This window comes from Bacillus sp. GW823-FHT06B01 (assembly GCF_058952315.1).
This window is the reverse complement of record NZ_JBXAHR010000002.1, coordinates 808,327-825,883: the sequence shown is the minus strand read 5'-3', so window position 1 is coordinate 825,883 and position 17,557 is coordinate 808,327. Positions and strand designations below refer to the sequence as shown.

Sequence of the window (17,557 nt, the reverse complement as noted above, 5' to 3'; positions counted from 1 at the left end):
ACAGAAGGTATTCTTACTGAAATATTTTTTTACAATTTCCTTCATTGACTTTACACCAATACTAAGTATTGCTCACTCTTTCTCTGTCCATACAACTGAATATTTTGGCGAAAGAAAAAGTTTGCCTTTTAGTCAAATTTGACTATAATATTCTTTATGGCTTTGTCAGTGCACTTATGTAAATTAATTTAAAAAACTATATTTCAAATTTTTATGCGCTGCACTCAAAACTTCATATAGTTTACTTATTATTAAAGGAGGGTTATATTTGGAATCTCAATTATCAAAAAAAGACTCCAACAATACAAAATTTGTTGTTGCAGGTTTATTACTTGGTATTTTAATGGCGGCAATGGATAATACAATCGTTGCAACAGCAATGGCAACGATTGTTGGAGACCTAGGAGGATTTGACAAGTTTGTTTGGGTCACGTCTGCATATATGGTAGCAACAATGGCAGGGATGCCTATATTCGGAAAACTTTCTGATATGTACGGACGGAAACGCTTTTATATTGGTGGTCTCATTCTTTTCTTATTCGGTTCTGCACTTTGCGGGACAGCATCTAGTATTGAGCAACTAAGTATTTATAGAGCAATTCAAGGGATCGGTGGCGGTGCTCTTATGCCTATCGCCTTCACGATTATGTACGATATATTCCCACCAGAAAAGCGCGGAAAAATGACAGGGCTATTTGGTGCGGTTTTCGGAACATCTAGTGTATTTGGCCCTTTATTAGGTGCTTATATTACAGACTATATAAGTTGGCATTGGGTCTTCTATATTAATATTCCATTAGGAATTATCTCCTTCTTCTTCATTACTAAATACTACAGTGAATCTCTAGAATTTAGAAAACAAAAAATTGATTGGGCTGGTGCCATTACGCTTGTTATTAGTATCGTTTGCTTAATGTTCGCCTTAGAACTTGGTGGTAAAGAATACGCATGGAATTCCACTGTAATTATCGGTTTATTTATAACAGTTGTTATTATGCTCATTATTTTCTTCTTCATAGAACGAAAAGCAACGGAGCCTATCATTTCTTTCCATCTTTTTAAAAAACCTTTATTCGCAGCTAGCCAAGGCGTTGCCTTTTTCTATGGTGCCGCTTTTATTATCTGTACAGTTTATATTCCAATCTTCGTTCAAGGTGTTCTCGGCGGTTCAGCCTCCAATGCTGGATTAATTTTAACACCTATGATGGTTGGCTCTGTAATTGGAAGTCAAACAGGTGGACAGTTAGCTTCACGAACAAGTTATCGTAACATCATGATCGTATCTGGCGTTTTCTTTGTAATTGGTATTTATTTACTAAGTACTTTAACGATGGATACACCTCGTCTACTTGTAACACTATTTATGGTTCTCACTGGACTTGGAGTTGGTTTCTCGTTCTCAGTTTTAAGTATGTCTTCTATCCACAAGTTAGAAATGCGAGATCGTGGTTCTGCTACATCAACAAACTCATTCTTCCGTTCACTCGGTATGACTCTTGGTGTAACAATTTTCGGTACCATTCAAAATCATATTTTTACAGATAAATTAAGCACGGTGTTCCCTCCTGAACTAGCTAAATTAGCTCCACAAGGCGGAGACACAAGTTTCTTATTATCACAAGGTGCTACCGAGAAGATTCCAGCTGAAATATTAACTGGTATTAAAGAGGCTCTAGCTACCTCTATTGCCAGCACATTCTTCTGGGCACTTATCCCGGCTGTACTAAGTATTATTTGTATTTTACTTATGGGAAATGAACGACTCTTTACAGGTCCAAAAACGAAACAAAAACAAAAACAAAAGCAAGTAAGTTAGTATAGAAAAAAGAAGCGGCATACCCTTTATGAAAAAGGGTATGCCGCTTATAATATATAAAGTAAATTTTTGATCAGTAAGGAACCATTCCCACTGGTTATTATCCCTCACCAATCGGGATAAAGTTTCTATATACAGGAGAAAGAAACAGTAAACAAAAACATAGACAAAAGTGTGCATATATAGCAAAAAAGTAATTATGAAACAATATAAACCAAAAGAATTTTCAGAAATGCTTAATGTCTCTGTTAAGACATTACAAAGGTGGGACAATCAAGGTGTTTTAACTGCTTACCGAAACCAAAAAGGAAGAAGATATTCTACAGAAGAACAGTATAAGGAATATATGGGTATTCAAGAAGAACTTGTTCAGGATTTAATATCTATCATTCATGTATTTAGCTGTAGAATATATGGGTTGAGAAAATACAAAAAGAAAATGTCGGAGGATGAAGACTTATGAAAAGAACATATTTAATAGAAATCAAACCGACAACTGAACAAATTAGTAAAATCCGTCAAACTATTGGGGTGTGTCGATATGTATATAACCTGTATATCTCTAAAAATAAAGAGGCATATGAGTCGGAGGGGAAATTTCTTAGTGGCTATGACTTTTCCAAATGGCTGAACAATATTCATACAAAAGAGTGTGACCAGTGGATTAAAGAAGTGTCGAGCAAAGCGGTAAAACAAGTGATTATGAATGGAGATAAAGCTTTTAAGCGGCTTTTTTAAGGTTTATCTAAGTTTCCACGATATAAAAAAAAGAGAAAGCAAGATGTGAAGTGCTACTTTCCGAAAAACAACAAAACAGATTGGACAGTAGAAAGACATAGAGTCAAAGTTCCTACAATTGGTTGGGTAAGGTTAAAAGAATATGGATATATCCCTAAAAATGCAACTGTAAAAAGTGGCACAGTATATCAAAGAGCAGGAAGATATTTTGTATCTGTACTTTGCGAATTGGAAGAAATGGCAACAAAGTTAGCACTCAATAAAATAGGTCTAGGGATTGATTTAGGAGTGAAGGATTTTGCTACACGTAGCGATGGTATCGTTCATGAAAACATCAACAAAACAATAAAAGTAAAAAAGATAGAAAAACGGTTAAAACGTGAACAACGCTCTTTAGCACGTAAATTTGAAAATCTAAAAAAGAGAGGTGAAAAATCTGTTACTAATAAAAGAGTGAATATAGATAAAAATGTTCTTAGAGTGCAAAAGTTGCATGCTCGATTAGCGAATATTCGAATAGAGTATGTAAAGTCTATTGTAACGAATGTGGTGAAAACCAAGCCAACGTTTATTACAGTGGAAGATTTGAATGTGAAAGGTATGATGAAGAATAAACATTTATCTAAAACAATTGCCAAGCAGTCTTTTTTTGCTTTTAAAACGTGGCTTTTGACGAAATGTGAGGAATATGGAATTGAATTACGTCAAGTAGACCGGTTTTATCCATCGTCAAAGTTATGCTCATGTTGCAGTCAAAAGAAAGTGGATTTAAAGCTATCTGACCGAGTATATACATGTGAATGTGGCAATGTAATGGATAGAGATTTGAACGCAGCAATCAACCTTTTACAAGCAAAAGAATATACAATACTAACGTAAATAGATTGTATATATGTACGGTGGGCTACATCGGAATTTACGCCTGTGGAGTGTCACAGCAAACTGTAGTAGCAAGTGATTAGCGAGGCAGGGCACGTAGAAGCAGGAATACTCTAAGAATATACATTTGTCTATATTTTTAGTAGCAGTTGAGACAGAATGAGCATGAAATTAGTCATTCTCGGTTTGCTACTCGAAGGGGATAAACATCCATATGAAGTGCAACACATCATGAAAGAAAGACAAATGGATTGTTATATTAAATATGCAAAAGGATCACTTTACTACGCCTTCGAGCAATTAGAAAAGCACGGTGCAATTCGTATTACAACTATTGTTCGAGATACGAATAGACCCGATAAAACAATCTTTCATATAACAAAAGAAGGTAAACAATTATTTCACAAGTTGCTATTAAAACAATTCGAGGCAAAAAATCAAATATATAAACCAATTTATTCGGCACTCTCTTTCGCTCATTTTGGTGATGACCAAGAGTTAGTTCCTATTTTAGAAAAAAAGAAAAATGATACCGTTCAATATTTACATAAAATGCAAGCTATTTATGATTGTAGCAAAGGACAAATTCCACGTGCACAACTATATATTTTGCAAAGTGTTATTGAACATATCTCAGTTGAATTGCAATGGTTAAACACCCTCCTTACAGATGCAGTTGCAGGGCAACTTTCAGAAATTGATATAGATGAAGGTTAAACTTATAAAGGAGAAACTGTAAAAAGACAATAAAGTTATTTCTTTTTACACCCTAAAACAAGCATAGCCCCGTTCTAATTTAGGACGGGGGATGCTTGTTTTATTTTCGCTATAAGATACTTATTTCACTGCAATCAAAAATATAACAAAGATTTATTCGTCACTGGCGTCCCATAATGGAAGATTCCCTCTTAAAACTCTATATAAAAAGGTTGTTGTTTTTCATCCAAACTGTATTCAATTCTTTGTCTGAAATTCATAAAATTCACCATCTCTAACGCCTGCTCAATAGGATAGAACCCTACTTCCAAACTTTCTGGTGTAGTCGTTAATTTACCTCCAACTGGTCTAGCTAAAAACAACGTATTACATATTGAATGGTTCACATTTTGGAATACTCCACAAAATTTTAAAACTTCAATATCAACACCTGTCTCCTCTTTAGTCTCCCTTATTGCAGCATCCTTCAAAGACTCTCCTTCTTCAACTTGTCCACCTGGCATTTCCCATCCTCTTCTAGGTCCCTTAATTAATAAGATTTCTTTTTGTTCATTAATTACAATTGTCGCTGCTGAAACTATATGTTTTGGTGGTGAATAAATATTTTGTGTACTTTGTTCCAATTGAAATTCCCCATTTCTATAAACTTAGTATATGTATCTTTATACAGAAACCTTTTTCTTTCTTGTGATAACTTACTATTTCAAAATGAACCATTCAATTCCCTTCCTCATTCCAGAATATGGATGAATTTTCAAATAACATAACTAGCATCTTAGCTCTGTACAAGTACATACTTCTTTGTATGTTTAATCGTACTTACTTTCAATTCCTCTTACTTTTCTTCGTCTTATAAAAACCAGAATGATCTGAATAATAAAAATAAAAAACTTTAGAATTTTCTTATTTTAAAACAGTAGACAAAATTCCAAAAATTGTGTTAGAATTTGTTTCAATATCATATCGCTTGTTAACTTCCTTTCAAAAGGAAAATAGGTACACGAAAATTTCGTTTCGTGTTTAAAAGGGAAGCTTGGTGAAACTCCAACACGGTCCCGCCACTGTAAATGCTGAGATTTCTTTTCTATGCCACTGTGAAAACGGGAAGGTAAAAGAGATTATATGAAGCATAAGTCAGGAGACCTGCCTGTTTTAACAACACTGATAGATTCACGGATGATGATGAGGTGTTAAAACAAAAAGGAAGGCTTATTTTCTATGCCTTTATGCTTTTTGTTATAGGTATTTCCTAGTAAACGGAAATGCTTACTTTCAATTAGGGAGGAATTTAAAATGGCAATTCAAACAAGTAACTTAGGTTATCCACGTATCGGACTACAACGAGAGTGGAAAAAGACATTGGAAGCTTTTTGGTCCAATAAAATCGATGAAGAACAATTTTTAACAAAGATGAAAACAATTCGCCTTCAACACGTAAAAGTACAGCAAGAAAAAGGGATTGAACTCATTCCAATTGGCGACTTTACATATTATGATCACGTTTTGGATACTGCTTATATGCTAGGATTTATCCCATCACGTTTTTCTGAGTTTACATCTTACCTTGATGTATATTTCGCAATGGCGCGTGGCTCTAAAGATCACGTAGCTTCTGAAATGACAAAATGGTTTAACACAAACTATCATTATATCGTTCCTGAATATGAAGAGGGATTACAAATCTCTTTAAAAGATAATCGTCCACTTCGCTTATACGAAGAGGCAAAACAAGAATTAGGAGTAGATGGAAAACCTGTTATTTTAGGACCATATACTTTCTTAAAATTAGCTAAAGGCTACACACAAGAGCAATTTGCTACGATTTTAAAACAGTTAGTTGCACCTTACGTACAACTGATTTCAGAACTACATGCAGCTGGTGCACAAGTCATTCAAGTTGATGAACCGATTTTTGCTTCTTTAACGAAAGAAGAAGTTCAACAAGCAAAAGAAATTTATGAAGCTATTCGTAAAGAAGTTCCAAATGCGAATCTTCTTTTACAAACATATTTTGATAGTGTAGAAGAAAACTATGAAGAAATTATTACATTCCCTGTATCGGGTATTGGATTAGATTTCGTTCATGGTAAAGAAGGTAATCTAAATGCTATTTCAAAATATGGATTCCCAGCTGATAAAACTTTAGCTGTCGGTTGTATAGATGGCCGTAACATTTGGAGAGCTGACCTTGATGAAGTTCTTACGTTATTTACAACGTTACAAAAACAAGTCCAAACGAAAGATTTCATCGTTCAGCCTTCTTGTAGCTTATTGCATACGCCAATTGATAAAACAGAAGAAACTCACTTATCAACTGAGCTATTCGATGCGTTAGCATTTGCAAATCAAAAATTAGAAGAGTTAGTTCTTATTCATTCCTCTCTTACTCAAGGTACAGAAAGCATTAGTAATGAGCTGGAAACATACCGAAATGTACATCATACAATTCGTTCATCTGCTGCACGTAACCGAGAAGATGTTAAAACAGCACGAACAGCACTAAAAGAAGAAGATTTTTCACGTCCTCTTCCATTTGAAAAACGATACGAATTACAACAAGTTGCCCTGGAGTTACCGTTATTACCAACAACGACTATTGGTAGCTTCCCGCAAACAACTGAAGTTCGTCAAACTCGAAAAGAATGGCGTAACGGTGTTATTTCAAATGAACAATATGAACAATTTATTGAAAAAGAGACAGAAAAATGGATTCGTTACCAAGAAGAAATTGGTCTTGATGTTCTTGTACATGGTGAATTCGAAAGAACTGACATGGTCGAATATTTTGGTGAGCGCCTTGCTGGTTTCTCATTCACTAAAAACGGTTGGGTACAATCATACGGTTCTCGCTGCGTAAAACCACCTGTTATTTATGGCGATGTTGCCTTTATTAACGGAATGACTATTAAGGAAACGGTTTATGCACAAAGCTTAACAGAGAAAATTGTAAAAGGAATGTTAACTGGACCTGTTACGATTTTAAATTGGTCCTTCGTTCGAAATGACATTCCAAGAAAAGAAGTTTCGTATCAAATTGCATTAGCTCTTCGTCACGAAATTGAACTACTTGAATCTTCCGGAATTCGAGTAATCCAAGTCGATGAGCCAGCACTTCGTGAAGGAATGCCACTAAAAGAAAAAGATTGGGATGCTTATATTACATGGGCAGTACAATCCTTCCTTTTAGCAACTTCTTCTGTAGCAAATGAAACACAAATTCATACGCATATGTGTTACAGTAACTTCGAAGATATTGTTGATGCGATTCGCGCATTAGATGCAGATGTGATTTCTATCGAAACATCAAGAAGTCACGGTGAATTTATTGACACATTAAAACATACAACATACGAAAAAGGCATCGGTCTAGGTGTATATGATATTCATAGCCCACGTGTACCGAGTAAAGATGAAATGTATAAAATCGTAGAACAATCTTTAGAAGTATGTGATCCTAAATATTTCTGGATTAATCCTGATTGTGGTTTAAAAACGAGAAGAACGGAAGAAGTTATCCCGGCTTTAGAACACATGGTGCAAGCAGCAAAAGATGCTCGTTCCCTACTAAAAACAAACGCATAACAAAAATGGGTTATCCTCAAAAAGGATAACCCATTTTTTATTCTTTACTTTCAAAAAAGAATTCGTATTGTATTTTATATAATTCATCATCCGTTGGTTCTTCAAGAGGAGTTGCCTGTAATACAACCGTATACTCACCATTCGGAATAGGGATTTGGAATTTATTCGAAAGAATACTTGTTACAACGATACATTCATTTTTAACTGTAAAAGGAACTGTAACCGTTCTAATCACCTCTTCTTTCTCAATATGTTTCCCAGGGGTCACTTTTACTTCACAAATATAATCAGAAAGTGCTTCAAAAATAACAGTTCCATCCACCTTCGCATAACCTCTTTCAAAATCTTCATCCGTCCAGTCTACGTAAGGCTGATCACCGTCATAGTTCATCAACATTAATTGCGAATAAGAAATTGTTAACTCCATCGTTCCCCTTCTCCTTCATTATGAAATATGCAACTACTACTTTACGTCAAATTTCACACGCGTACCATCTGGGTATTTATCTAACTTATTTCCTACCCAAGACCCTGCTCCGCGGTTATCTGCTGGACTTATATATTCAATATGTGCTCCTTTTCCGCCTTCTTTACACATCGCCATTGGCCATTCATCACGATCATACCCTTTTTTTGATGGGTATGGAGCTAACGATAATTTTCTTCTATCCGCAGCACCACCACGGTCGATTGTACAAACTTCTGAATGTCCTTCTTTTATAGCATCCGTAATATGTTTCCCTGTCTCTGGATATCGCTCTTTCGGAAATTCTAGAACTTGATCATATGCATTCGTTTTTTTGATACTTGTTTCCTCTGGAACAAGTACTTCATAAACCGCTACTACAATAGAAAGAATTGCAATAATTGAAATGATAATACCTTTTAATTGCTTCATGTATACCTCCATGCTTCTACCAGTTTCTTTTCCTCAGTTATTATAACAAACTTCTCCTGTATATGTTTTCAGACATTATTTTAGCTCTTCTTCGCCATTCCGCCAAAAACTCTCATTTTTCTTCATCTTTTCACTAATGCTGTAGAAAACTAATAACCTTCCGACATTCTTTTTTAAAGGAAGTCCTCATAAAAGATTGAAATGATATATACGATACTTTTTGGGGAGGAAATAACATGGAAGCTATCTATAAAACGAAAGATGTCACGAATAAAACAGGCATCCCAAAACATATAGTCCGTAAATATAGCCAACTGTTAGAGGAACATGGTTATATCATTTCAAAAACAGCTGATGCTCGTATTTATAAACTGGATGATTTAAAACTATTGAAATCTATACATGAAAGAGCTGCTAAACTGCAAGAAGATATTTCAGAAACGATACCTATTATTTTAAAAGAAAAAGAGGCCCCGCCTGTACCCGCTATACAAGATAAGCAAGAAATACAAACGAAAGAAAAAGAAGATGGGCGTAACTTTGAGGAGTTCATGTTAAAACTTGAAATGCTCGCTCAATTAAATGAAGCAATTATTCATCAAAATTCTACCCTTATTACCCAAAATCGTTTAAAAGATGAAAAGCTAGATGAATTGATGCAACAAGTTTATGTAAAAGAAGGCTCTCAAGAAAAAATGCTACAAGAGTTAGTAGATCATGCCGCTCAAACAGATGCCCTGCAAAAAGAAAAGATGGACTTATTAATGAATCATATGTATAAACGAGAATCCAAGCAAGAGGAAAAAATGAATAAACTCGTAAATCAAATTTATAATAAAGACAGCAACCGGGATGCACAACTTATGCAAGTGATTCGCGAAATTCAAGAAACAAAAAGATTAGTCGCAGCTTCGAAAGAACAAAGTTTTTTTCAATCATTTAGAAGTTTATTTAGCCGATCAAAACAAGAAAAAACATCTGAATAAAATAATATTTTTTTCCTATATAAAATAAAAAGTTACCTTCCATCGGTAACTTTTATTCCTTATTTCTTACAGCTGGCAATATAATAATCGCTTCAGTTCCTTTCCCACTTTCGCTTTTATATTCCAGCGTACCATTATGCGCTTGTAAAATACTAAATGTTACCATAAGTCCTAATCCTGTCCCTTTTTCTTTTAAAGAATAATACGGTTGTCCCAGTCTTACTAACTGTTCTTTCGTCATTCCAACACCACTATCTTTAACTCTTATTACTATCGTTTCATCTTTTTGCATAGCCGTTACTTTTAAATATCCTTTATTTCCTTGGATTGCTTCAATACCATTTTTAACAACATTCATAATAGCTTGCTTCAATTTCGTCTTATCACCGATCGTATAAAGACTTTCAGAAATCTCAACTTGCAAATATACACCTTGCATCGCTGCAAATGATGACATAAGAGTTGTCATTTCAATTAATTGAGCGGATAAGCAAATGTGTTCTTTTTTCTCAATTTGCGGCCTTGCTAAATTCAAATAATCTGAAATAATTTGTTCTGCCCGATCCAATTCGGCTAATACGAGACGCATATAATCCTTATTCTTCACATCTTCCGTACTTTCTAACAATTGAATAAAACCACGAACAACAGTGAGCGGATTTCGAACCTCATGTGCAACACTTGCTGCCAACTCACTTACAATATTAAGCTTTTCTGACTTTTGCATCTCTGTACGTAATATTGCATTTTCGTTTAAATATTCTGTTAAGTACACTTGAAATACCATAGTCATAACCATAATAAGCGAAGCAAATATATATCCGCTATATAAGTGTGAAATGTGTGGTGTAAACCCCGTTTCTAACAGAACGTTAATCATACCAATCACTAAAGAAACAAGTACGTATAGTGATGAAATCATAAATGCTAAAATTAACTTCTTATCCCTTGAAAATAGAGACCATTTCTTTGATAAAAATAATGGAACTATCAATAGAAATATTACTTCTATTACCGGAAGAAGGCTCATTCCCTTTAGCGCCCATTCATATGCAACAAAAATAACGGCCGGAATTAAACCAACAATTCCACCATATAAAAAACCACTAACAATCGGGATTGGGTGAAAATTATACCCACAAATGTCACCAAAACAAATAGAGTATGTCATGGAGAGAATGAGTGTAATGCTGGATAAAAACATAATAAAGTAGCGGTTCGGCTTCGGAGGCATTTCTTGATAACGATTTAAACGAATCGCTTCATATAAAAATAGTGGCAAAATAATGATGGCAATTTGGATCATTAAATCACGGATCATCTCCATAGCCTCTCATCCCCTATATGTATTTTGATATGATTATATCATTTTACGGGTTTATTTGTTTTAAAATTTTGAATTTTCTTAACGAATTTGTTAATTCTTTGTTAACAGCACATAATAATTGTTACAGATTTTCGAAATGAATGTAAACCCTGTACCAAATTTCTGCCTGACAGTATACAATGAATACGGATTACAAAGAAAATAAAAAATACTTCATGAGACGGACAACTATAGCAAAATACAGCATATAATCCATACTATCTATGTTTACAAATAAGTGATCATTATTTTAGTAGGAGGAAGATAAATATGGCGGGTACTACGCTTGTTTTAAAAGAAGAAAATTTGGTCGTTCTAGAAAATGTTGAAAAATCAGTATATGAAGAGTTACAGCATAAAACCGGAGAAGAAAATTGCACATGTGCTGTGAATGAATCAGTTGTTCACCTTGGCAAAGTATCCTCTGTACTTTGGAATGAAGATGAAATAGATTGGGAGTACGGATATTAAAAAGTCGCTTACAGCGGCTTTTTTTCTATTACCCCTCTCTTTCTACATAACATATACGCAAGCGAAATCATAGAAAATATGTTAAAATGAACTTAATTTTCAAACGGAAGAAAGGGAGATACAATGGAACAATTCATTAATCCTAGAGTGAAAGACATCCAAATTTCTGGAATCCGTCAATTCTCTAACATGATTCAAAACTATGATAATCTTATCTCTTTAACAATTGGACAACCCGATTTCCCTACGCCTTCTCTCGTAAAAGAAGCGGCAAAACGGGCTATTACAGAAAATTATACAAGCTATACACATAACGCTGGTTTACTAGAATTACGCAAGGCAGCTTGTAACTTTGTAAAAGATAACTACGATTTACAGTATTCACCTGAAAACGAAACCATCGTTACAATCGGTGCTAGTGAAGCAATTGATATTGCATTCCGAACGATTTTAGAGCCAGGAACAGAAGTTATTTTACCTGCCCCTATTTATCCAGGATACGAACCAATTATTCGATTATGCGGTGCTACACCTATTTTTATCGATGTTCGTGAAACTGGCTTCCGTTTAACAGCCGAAGCGCTAGAAAATGCTATTACAGAAAAAACAAGATGCGTCGTACTGCCGTATCCTTCTAATCCAACTGGTGTAACTTTATCAAAAGAAGAATTACAGGATATTGTAACTGTTTTAAAAGATAAAAATATTTTCGTCCTTTCTGATGAAATTTATAGCGAACTTGTATATGAACAAAAGCATACATCTATCGCTCATTTCCCAGAAATGCGTGAAAAGACTATCGTCATTAACGGTTTATCAAAATCTCATTCTATGACTGGCTGGCGTATCGGTCTATTATTCGCACCAAGCTATTTAGCAGGACATATACTAAAAGTTCATCAATATAACGTAACGTGTGCTACTTCAATCGCTCAATATGCTGCAATTGAAGCATTAACAGCTGCTAAAGATGCACCAAAAATGATGCGTCATCAATACAAGAAACGCCGCGATTATGTATATAATCGACTCATTCAAATGGGCTTAACAGTTGAAAAGCCAACAGGTGCATTTTACTTATTCCCATATGTTGGTCATTTAACATCTTCATCATTTGATTTTGCACTTGACCTTGTCAAAGAAGCTGGACTAGCTGTCGTTCCTGGAACTGCATTTTCTGAATATGGTGAAGGCTATCTTCGCTTGTCCTATGCGTATAGTATTGAAACTTTAAAAGAAGGCTGTGATCGATTAGAGGCCTTTCTACAACAAAAAGCTAAGAGTTAAACTCTTAGCTTTTTGTTGCATAATGATCGCAAGTTTGGCGCTTTAGTAATTTATGAGGAATAATAATACACTTTGCAGTAGACTCTGCATTCTCTACTTTATCCACTAAAGCTTTTGCTGCCTCATATCCTAGTTGATAAATATTCACATCAACTGTCGAAAGTGGCGGACTCGCAATTTCTGATAATAAAGCATTGTTAAAGCTTATAATGGAAACATCCTTTGGTACAACGAATCCTTTTTTAGAAAGAGCACTTAACACACCAAGTCCAATTAAATCATCAGTTGCCACAATTGCTGTCGGTGGTTGCTGTAGTCCCATTAACTCCTCAACGGCTTGTTGACCACTTTCCCTCGAAAAATCAAAATGTAAAATATACTCTTTTGGTAATACAATGTCCGCTAATTTTAAAGCATCACTCATACCAGCCAAACGATCTCTCGTTACAAGTAAATCTGATCCACCGCCGATGAACGCGATTTGTTTATGACCTAATGAAATCAAATATTCTGCTACTTCTCTTGCAGCTGTATAATTGTCATTATCTACATATGTAATTTCATCTTTTCGATCATACGGTTTCCCAATTAAAACAAACGGGAAATTTTGTTTATGCAAATATTGAATAATCCGATCATTCTCTCTTGAATATAAAAGAATAATGCCACCAATTTGGCGCCCCTGTACCATCTTTACAACACCATTAAAAATTTCATCTTCCGTCTCACCTGTCGACATATAAAGCGCATACCCTTCCACATGTGCAAATGAACTAATCCCTCTTATAACTTCTGGGAAAAACGGATTTTGAAAAGCTTTACTTGCAGAACTTGGCATAACAAGACCAAGTGTTTTTGTTGTTTGGTTAGCTAGGTTTCTTGCGTTTAAATTGGGATGATACCCTAGTTCACTCATTACTTTCCGAACACGACGCTTTGTTTTTTCACTTATACTTGGATTATCAGCAATTACACGAGAAACGGTAGATGGTGCTACATTCGCCTTCTTCGCCACATCTTTAATTGTAACTGTCATAAAAATCCCCCTCCTCTCACTTCTCTGCCATTTTGTTATATATTTTAATCTTGCACCCGTTGCAAGTAATAGGAGCAATCATAAACTTTCATTGATTCTATCTTGTAATACCTATCATATTCTCCCTCTCCATGTATTGTAAGGGATATAGCTCTTTTTTCCTATACTATAATATACTATTTATTTCACTTCTTTTCATATGTGATGTCAAATCTCTTTTCATCTCCCTATAAAGCTTTTTATAGGGAGATGAAAAGAAAAATGGGACATAATGTCCCATTTTTCATCCTTTCGTACCTCCAGCAGTTAAACCAGATATAAAGTATTTTTGTAATGATAGGAATAAAATTGAAATTGGGATTGCAATCAATACTGAACCCGCTGCGAACGTTGTGAATTCATTACCAAATTTCTTCGCTACCATTTCATATAACCCAACTGCTAACGTATAATTTTCTGGTGTGCGCAAAATAACACTCGCTAAAATGAAATCTGTAAATGGACCGATGAAAGTGAATAACGCCACAACCGCTACGATTGGCTTTGCAAGTGGCATAATGATTTGCCAAAAAATACGGAAATGTCCTGCCCCATCCATACGAGCTGACTCATCCAATTCTTTCGGAATCGTATCAAAATATCCTTTCATAAGCCATGTATTCATTGGAATTGCCCCGCCTACATAAATTAAAATTAATGCAAGGTGCGTATCGATTAACCCTGTTAACTGTGCTAATACGTATAGAGCGATTAGCGCCGCAAAGTTTGGAATCATTTGCAGAATTAAAAATGTTAATAAACCATTTTTTCTTCCAACAAAACGGTATCTTGAAAATGCATAAGCAGTAAAACTAATTGCTAACACTGAGAAAATCATCGTTATAACACTTACTTTTAATGTGTTTTTATACCATAGTAAATAATTACTATTCTCTAAATCTAATAACTTACGATAATGATCTAACGTTGCATTTTGCGGAATAATACTTGATCCAGATAAACTATCACCCGGATTAAACGATGAGCCAATAATCCATAATAATGGATAGAAAATGATGGCACACATTACGAAAATAACGAGATAACTTAATGAGAGACGTAACATCTTTTGTCTTTTAATATTCATTTACATCATATCCTCTTCTTGGAATGATTTTGTTCTCTTAAATTGCCATAACGCAACTGTAATAACGATTAACGATAAGATCATTGTAAGAGCTGCCGCTTTCCCGTACTGCGCCGAAGTCATCGTTAACTTATAAATCCATGAAATTAAAATATCTGTTCCACCTGCGTCTTGTCCAGCTACAGCAGGACCTCCGCCGTTAAATAGATAGATGATACTAAAGTTATTAAAGTTAAACGTATATTGTGTAATTAATATTGGTGCTGTTGCATATAGAACAAGTGGCAATGTAATTTTACGAAACTGTTGCCAAGCTGTAGCTCCATCTACTGTAGCAGCTTCATATAACTCCCCTGGAATCGATTGCAGTATACCTGTTGTCATTGCAAAGACGAACGGGAATCCAAGCCACGTTTGAATCATAATTAAAGCAATTTTTGCCCAAAATGGATCTGTCATCCAAGCAATCTTTTCAATTCCAAATAAAGCTAATACTTGATTGTTAATTGCTCCAAATGTCTCATTAAACATACCAGAGAAAACAAGAATAGATACGAATGCTGGAACCGCCCACGGTAAAATGAAGATTGTTCGAATAATTGCCTTCCCTTTAATACCAGGCTGATTTACGATAATCGCTAAGAAAATACCAAGCGCAACTTGTAATGTCGTTGCAACGAATGTCCAAATGACAGTCCAAGAAAATACGCTTAAAAATGTCTCTCTCCACATCGGTAATGTAAAGATATCAATAAAGTTTTTGAAGCCCACCCAATCTACTAATTTAGCTGGAGGAGAGTGGTATAAATCATAATTCGTAAATCCAATTAAAATTACGAAGATGATTGGAAATACAACTACAAAGATAAGTAATAGAAAACCTGGTGAAACCATTAAATATGGAAAACCTTGATCTAGTAAATTACGGTATTGCTCTTTTACAGAGTTTAAAGGTGTTCCTATATCACGTTTCTTCCCGTTTTGGTATGCATCATATAAATTAAATGCATATATTCCGAGTCCAAAAACGATGACGATGAGTGCCAAGATTCCTTCTACTAATAGAAAGACAGAATGATCACGTGGAACTTCTGTACCTAGCGTTACAATTCCCCATAATCCCATATTTAATAAATCAGCAAAGGCTACAATAAATGAACCTGTTAATACTAGAAAAATAAGCCCTTTTACAAATTGCTTATTATACATTTGGCCCACGCCTGGAATGATAGATAACATGGTTGCCATTTTCCTATGCTTTGAACCGTTTAAACCATTTGCTGGTTCCATAGATGTTTGCATGTTCCTTCCCCCTTTTTTCTGGGAGAGAATTCGTGCCCCTCATATGAGAGGCACGAATTTCACCTTATTTTTTCTTACTATGATTTGCCTCAATATTACCTTTAATTTGCTTCACTGCATTGTCAAGTGCTGCTTTTGGTGCCTCTTTTTCCGTAACAACTAATTGAAGCGCATCTCCAGCTGGTTTCCATACTTCTTGCATTTCTGGAATGTTCGGCATTGGAATTCCATTTTCAGATTGTGTTGCAACTGCTTTTGCAGCTTCATTATCTTTAATGATTGGATCTTCCATTACTGCTTTTACTGGAGGAATTTCTTTTGTTTTCTCAAATCGAATTTTTGCGTTCTCTTCATTTGTTACCCATTCAGTGAACTTTGTAGCTAAATCATTTTGTTTAGAGAAACTTGTTACATGCCACCCTTTAACCCCAACAAATGTTTTCATTGGTTGACCGTTTGGTAATTTCGGCATTGGAGCAACGCCATAATCAATTCCGTTCTTTTCCATTGCTTGGAACGCCCATGGACCATTCATGATAGATGCTGCTTTTCCTTCGTTAAATAGTCCATCAGCAGCAGGTCCACCCGATTCACCGATAATACCTTTCGGGAATAACTTTTCTTTGTACCATTTTTGAAGATATTCAGCACCTTGTACTGCCCCACTATTATTTAATCCAACATCACTTGCATTTGGCTTTCCATCTTTTTCACCAAACACATAACCACCCATACCTGCCATGAATGCATTAGCAAAGTAGAAGTTATCTCCTAGTGTTAAAAATCCATACTTGCCATCCTTCGTAAATTCTTTTGAGAAGTTAAACAGCTCGTCCATCGTTTCTGGTGCTTTTGGCATTAATTTTTTATTGTAAATAAAGACTGGTGTCTCAATTGCTTTTGGTAAACCATATAATTTCCCGTTATATGTCTGTGCTTCTATTGATGATTCAGTAAATCTGCTCTTCACAGCATCATCAGCTTTCACTTCAGAAAGTAAACCTTCTGTTACTGCGTTTCCAATTTGATCATGTGGCAATGTTACAACATCTGGTCCCGTCCCCGCTGGTCCATCAAGGCGTAACTTCTTCACTTGATCTGTCATTTGCATTTCAACGACTTTTACTTTTACTTTATATTTTTCCTCAAAACTTTTCACTGCTGGTTCTAAACCAACACCTTTTTTATCATCTTCCCAAACGAGAAGGTCGTAATCTTTCTTCGCTTTACTTTCTTCTTTCTTCCCTGAATCTTTCGGTCCACATGCAGATAACATACCAATTGATAATGCTGAAACCGTTAATAATGATAATGCTTTCTTCATCCCAAAAACCTCCCTAAATTGTATATGTA

At 35.1% G+C, this 17,557-nt stretch carries 14 protein-coding genes, 3 pseudogenes and 1 riboswitch; of the genes and pseudogenes, 9 read left to right on the top strand and 8 right to left on the bottom strand.

Annotated elements, in window-relative coordinates; translation table 11 throughout:
- Window positions 1–268: 268 nt before the first annotated feature.
- From AC1Q8N_RS11440 to AC1Q8N_RS11420, 5 genes and pseudogenes are all read left to right on the top strand, one after another.
- The gene (locus AC1Q8N_RS11440) at window positions 269–1,816 is read left to right on the top strand and encodes an MDR family MFS transporter (protein WP_404519457.1); all 1,548 of its coding nucleotides are present in this window, start codon (window positions 269–271) and stop codon (window positions 1,814–1,816) included.
- Window positions 1,817–2,015: 199 nt separating this feature from the next.
- Window positions 2,016–2,141 (top strand): annotated as a pseudogene (locus AC1Q8N_RS11435) (MerR family DNA-binding transcriptional regulator); the annotation flags it as partial.
- 15 nt (window positions 2,142–2,156) lie between these two features.
- A pseudogene (locus AC1Q8N_RS11430) lies at window positions 2,157–2,279 on the top strand (RNA-guided endonuclease TnpB family protein); the annotation flags it as partial.
- Window positions 2,276–3,433: pseudogene (locus AC1Q8N_RS11425) on the top strand (RNA-guided endonuclease InsQ/TnpB family protein). The pseudogenes AC1Q8N_RS11430 and AC1Q8N_RS11425, both read left to right, overlap by 4 nt.
- 159 nt (window positions 3,434–3,592) lie before the next feature.
- The gene (locus AC1Q8N_RS11420) at window positions 3,593–4,150 is read left to right on the top strand and encodes a PadR family transcriptional regulator (RefSeq protein ID WP_098076509.1); all 558 of its coding nucleotides are present in this window, start codon (window positions 3,593–3,595) and stop codon (window positions 4,148–4,150) included.
- 191 nt (window positions 4,151–4,341) lie between these two features.
- Here AC1Q8N_RS11420 and AC1Q8N_RS11415 read toward each other — a convergent pair whose 3' ends face one another.
- Window positions 4,342–4,773, bottom strand: coding sequence for an NUDIX hydrolase (locus AC1Q8N_RS11415; protein ID WP_098076512.1), 432 nt, complete (start codon window positions 4,771–4,773; stop codon window positions 4,342–4,344).
- A gap of 354 nt (window positions 4,774–5,127) precedes the next feature.
- Window positions 5,128–5,315, top strand: a riboswitch (cobalamin riboswitch).
- A 128-nt stretch (window positions 5,316–5,443) separates the two neighbouring features.
- On the opposite strand from AC1Q8N_RS11415, the gene metE reads away from it, so the two are divergent.
- Entirely contained in the window at window positions 5,444–7,732 is a 2,289-nt protein-coding gene (gene metE, locus AC1Q8N_RS11410; RefSeq protein WP_098076515.1) for a 5-methyltetrahydropteroyltriglutamate--homocysteine S-methyltransferase, read from the top strand.
- A 37-nt stretch (window positions 7,733–7,769) separates the two neighbouring features.
- Here the strand turns inward: metE and comJ are convergent, their stop codons facing one another.
- The gene (comJ, locus tag AC1Q8N_RS11405) at window positions 7,770–8,159 is read right to left on the bottom strand and encodes a competence protein ComJ (protein ID WP_098076518.1); all 390 of its coding nucleotides are present in this window, start codon (window positions 8,157–8,159) and stop codon (window positions 7,770–7,772) included.
- A gap of 36 nt (window positions 8,160–8,195) precedes the next feature.
- Window positions 8,196–8,630, bottom strand: coding sequence for a DNA-entry nuclease (gene nucA, locus AC1Q8N_RS11400; RefSeq protein WP_000811502.1), 435 nt, complete (start codon window positions 8,628–8,630; stop codon window positions 8,196–8,198).
- 236 nt (window positions 8,631–8,866) lie between these two features.
- On the opposite strand from nucA, the gene AC1Q8N_RS11395 reads away from it, so the two are divergent.
- The gene (locus AC1Q8N_RS11395) at window positions 8,867–9,616 is read left to right on the top strand and encodes a DUF3967 domain-containing protein (protein ID WP_000387495.1); all 750 of its coding nucleotides are present in this window, start codon (window positions 8,867–8,869) and stop codon (window positions 9,614–9,616) included.
- Between the two features lie 52 nt (window positions 9,617–9,668).
- Here AC1Q8N_RS11395 and kinB read toward each other — a convergent pair whose 3' ends face one another.
- Window positions 9,669–10,943: a sporulation sensor histidine kinase KinB gene (gene kinB / locus AC1Q8N_RS11390; protein WP_098076521.1), complete on the bottom strand. Its 1,275-nt coding sequence runs from the start codon at window positions 10,941–10,943 to the stop codon at window positions 9,669–9,671.
- 309 nt (window positions 10,944–11,252) lie between these two features.
- On the opposite strand from kinB, the gene AC1Q8N_RS11385 reads away from it, so the two are divergent.
- On the top strand, window positions 11,253–11,453 hold the full coding sequence (locus AC1Q8N_RS11385) for a hypothetical protein (protein ID WP_000929285.1): 201 nt from the start codon (window positions 11,253–11,255) through the stop codon (window positions 11,451–11,453).
- Between the two features lie 123 nt (window positions 11,454–11,576).
- Window positions 11,577–12,740, top strand: coding sequence for an aminotransferase A (locus AC1Q8N_RS11380; RefSeq protein WP_000434595.1), 1,164 nt, complete (start codon window positions 11,577–11,579; stop codon window positions 12,738–12,740).
- A 4-nt stretch (window positions 12,741–12,744) separates the two neighbouring features.
- On the opposite strand, the gene malR is transcribed toward AC1Q8N_RS11380, so the two are convergent.
- From malR to AC1Q8N_RS11360, 4 genes are all read right to left on the bottom strand, one after another.
- Window positions 12,745–13,776: a maltose operon transcriptional repressor MalR gene (gene malR / locus AC1Q8N_RS11375; RefSeq protein WP_048546170.1), complete on the bottom strand. Its 1,032-nt coding sequence runs from the start codon at window positions 13,774–13,776 to the stop codon at window positions 12,745–12,747.
- Window positions 13,777–14,059: 283 nt separating this feature from the next.
- Window positions 14,060–14,902, bottom strand: a complete 843-nt coding sequence (gene malD / locus AC1Q8N_RS11370; protein WP_001022607.1) for a maltosaccharide ABC transporter permease MalD — start codon at window positions 14,900–14,902, stop codon at window positions 14,060–14,062.
- Window positions 14,903–16,204: a maltosaccharide ABC transporter permease MalC gene (gene malC, locus AC1Q8N_RS11365; protein ID WP_001194989.1), complete on the bottom strand. Its 1,302-nt coding sequence runs from the start codon at window positions 16,202–16,204 to the stop codon at window positions 14,903–14,905. It lies immediately after the preceding gene.
- A 64-nt stretch (window positions 16,205–16,268) separates the two neighbouring features.
- A complete protein-coding gene (locus AC1Q8N_RS11360) occupies window positions 16,269–17,528 on the bottom strand; it encodes an extracellular solute-binding protein (RefSeq protein ID WP_000709925.1) in 1,260 nt (419 codons plus the stop codon).
- Between the last annotated feature and the right edge of the window lie 29 nt (window positions 17,529–17,557).

Coding starts and splice junctions, on each gene's coding strand:
- AC1Q8N_RS11385 (WP_000929285.1), top strand. CDS start 11,253: ATGGCGGGTACTACGCTTGTTTTAAAAGAAGAAAATTTGGTCGTTCTA.
- comJ (WP_098076518.1), bottom strand. CDS start 8,159: ATGGAGTTAACAATTTCTTATTCGCAATTAATGTTGATGAACTATGAC.
- AC1Q8N_RS11420 (WP_098076509.1), top strand. CDS start 3,593: ATGAGCATGAAATTAGTCATTCTCGGTTTGCTACTCGAAGGGGATAAA.
- kinB (WP_098076521.1), bottom strand. CDS start 10,943: ATGGAGATGATCCGTGATTTAATGATCCAAATTGCCATCATTATTTTG.
- malR (WP_048546170.1), bottom strand. CDS start 13,776: ATGACAGTTACAATTAAAGATGTGGCGAAGAAGGCGAATGTAGCACCA.
- nucA (WP_000811502.1), bottom strand. CDS start 8,630: ATGAAGCAATTAAAAGGTATTATCATTTCAATTATTGCAATTCTTTCT.
- metE (WP_098076515.1), top strand. CDS start 5,444: ATGGCAATTCAAACAAGTAACTTAGGTTATCCACGTATCGGACTACAA.
- malD (WP_001022607.1), bottom strand. CDS start 14,902: ATGAATATTAAAAGACAAAAGATGTTACGTCTCTCATTAAGTTATCTC.
- AC1Q8N_RS11395 (WP_000387495.1), top strand. CDS start 8,867: ATGGAAGCTATCTATAAAACGAAAGATGTCACGAATAAAACAGGCATC.
- AC1Q8N_RS11360 (WP_000709925.1), bottom strand. CDS start 17,528: ATGAAGAAAGCATTATCATTATTAACGGTTTCAGCATTATCAATTGGT.
- AC1Q8N_RS11380 (WP_000434595.1), top strand. CDS start 11,577: ATGGAACAATTCATTAATCCTAGAGTGAAAGACATCCAAATTTCTGGA.
- malC (WP_001194989.1), bottom strand. CDS start 16,204: ATGCAAACATCTATGGAACCAGCAAATGGTTTAAACGGTTCAAAGCAT.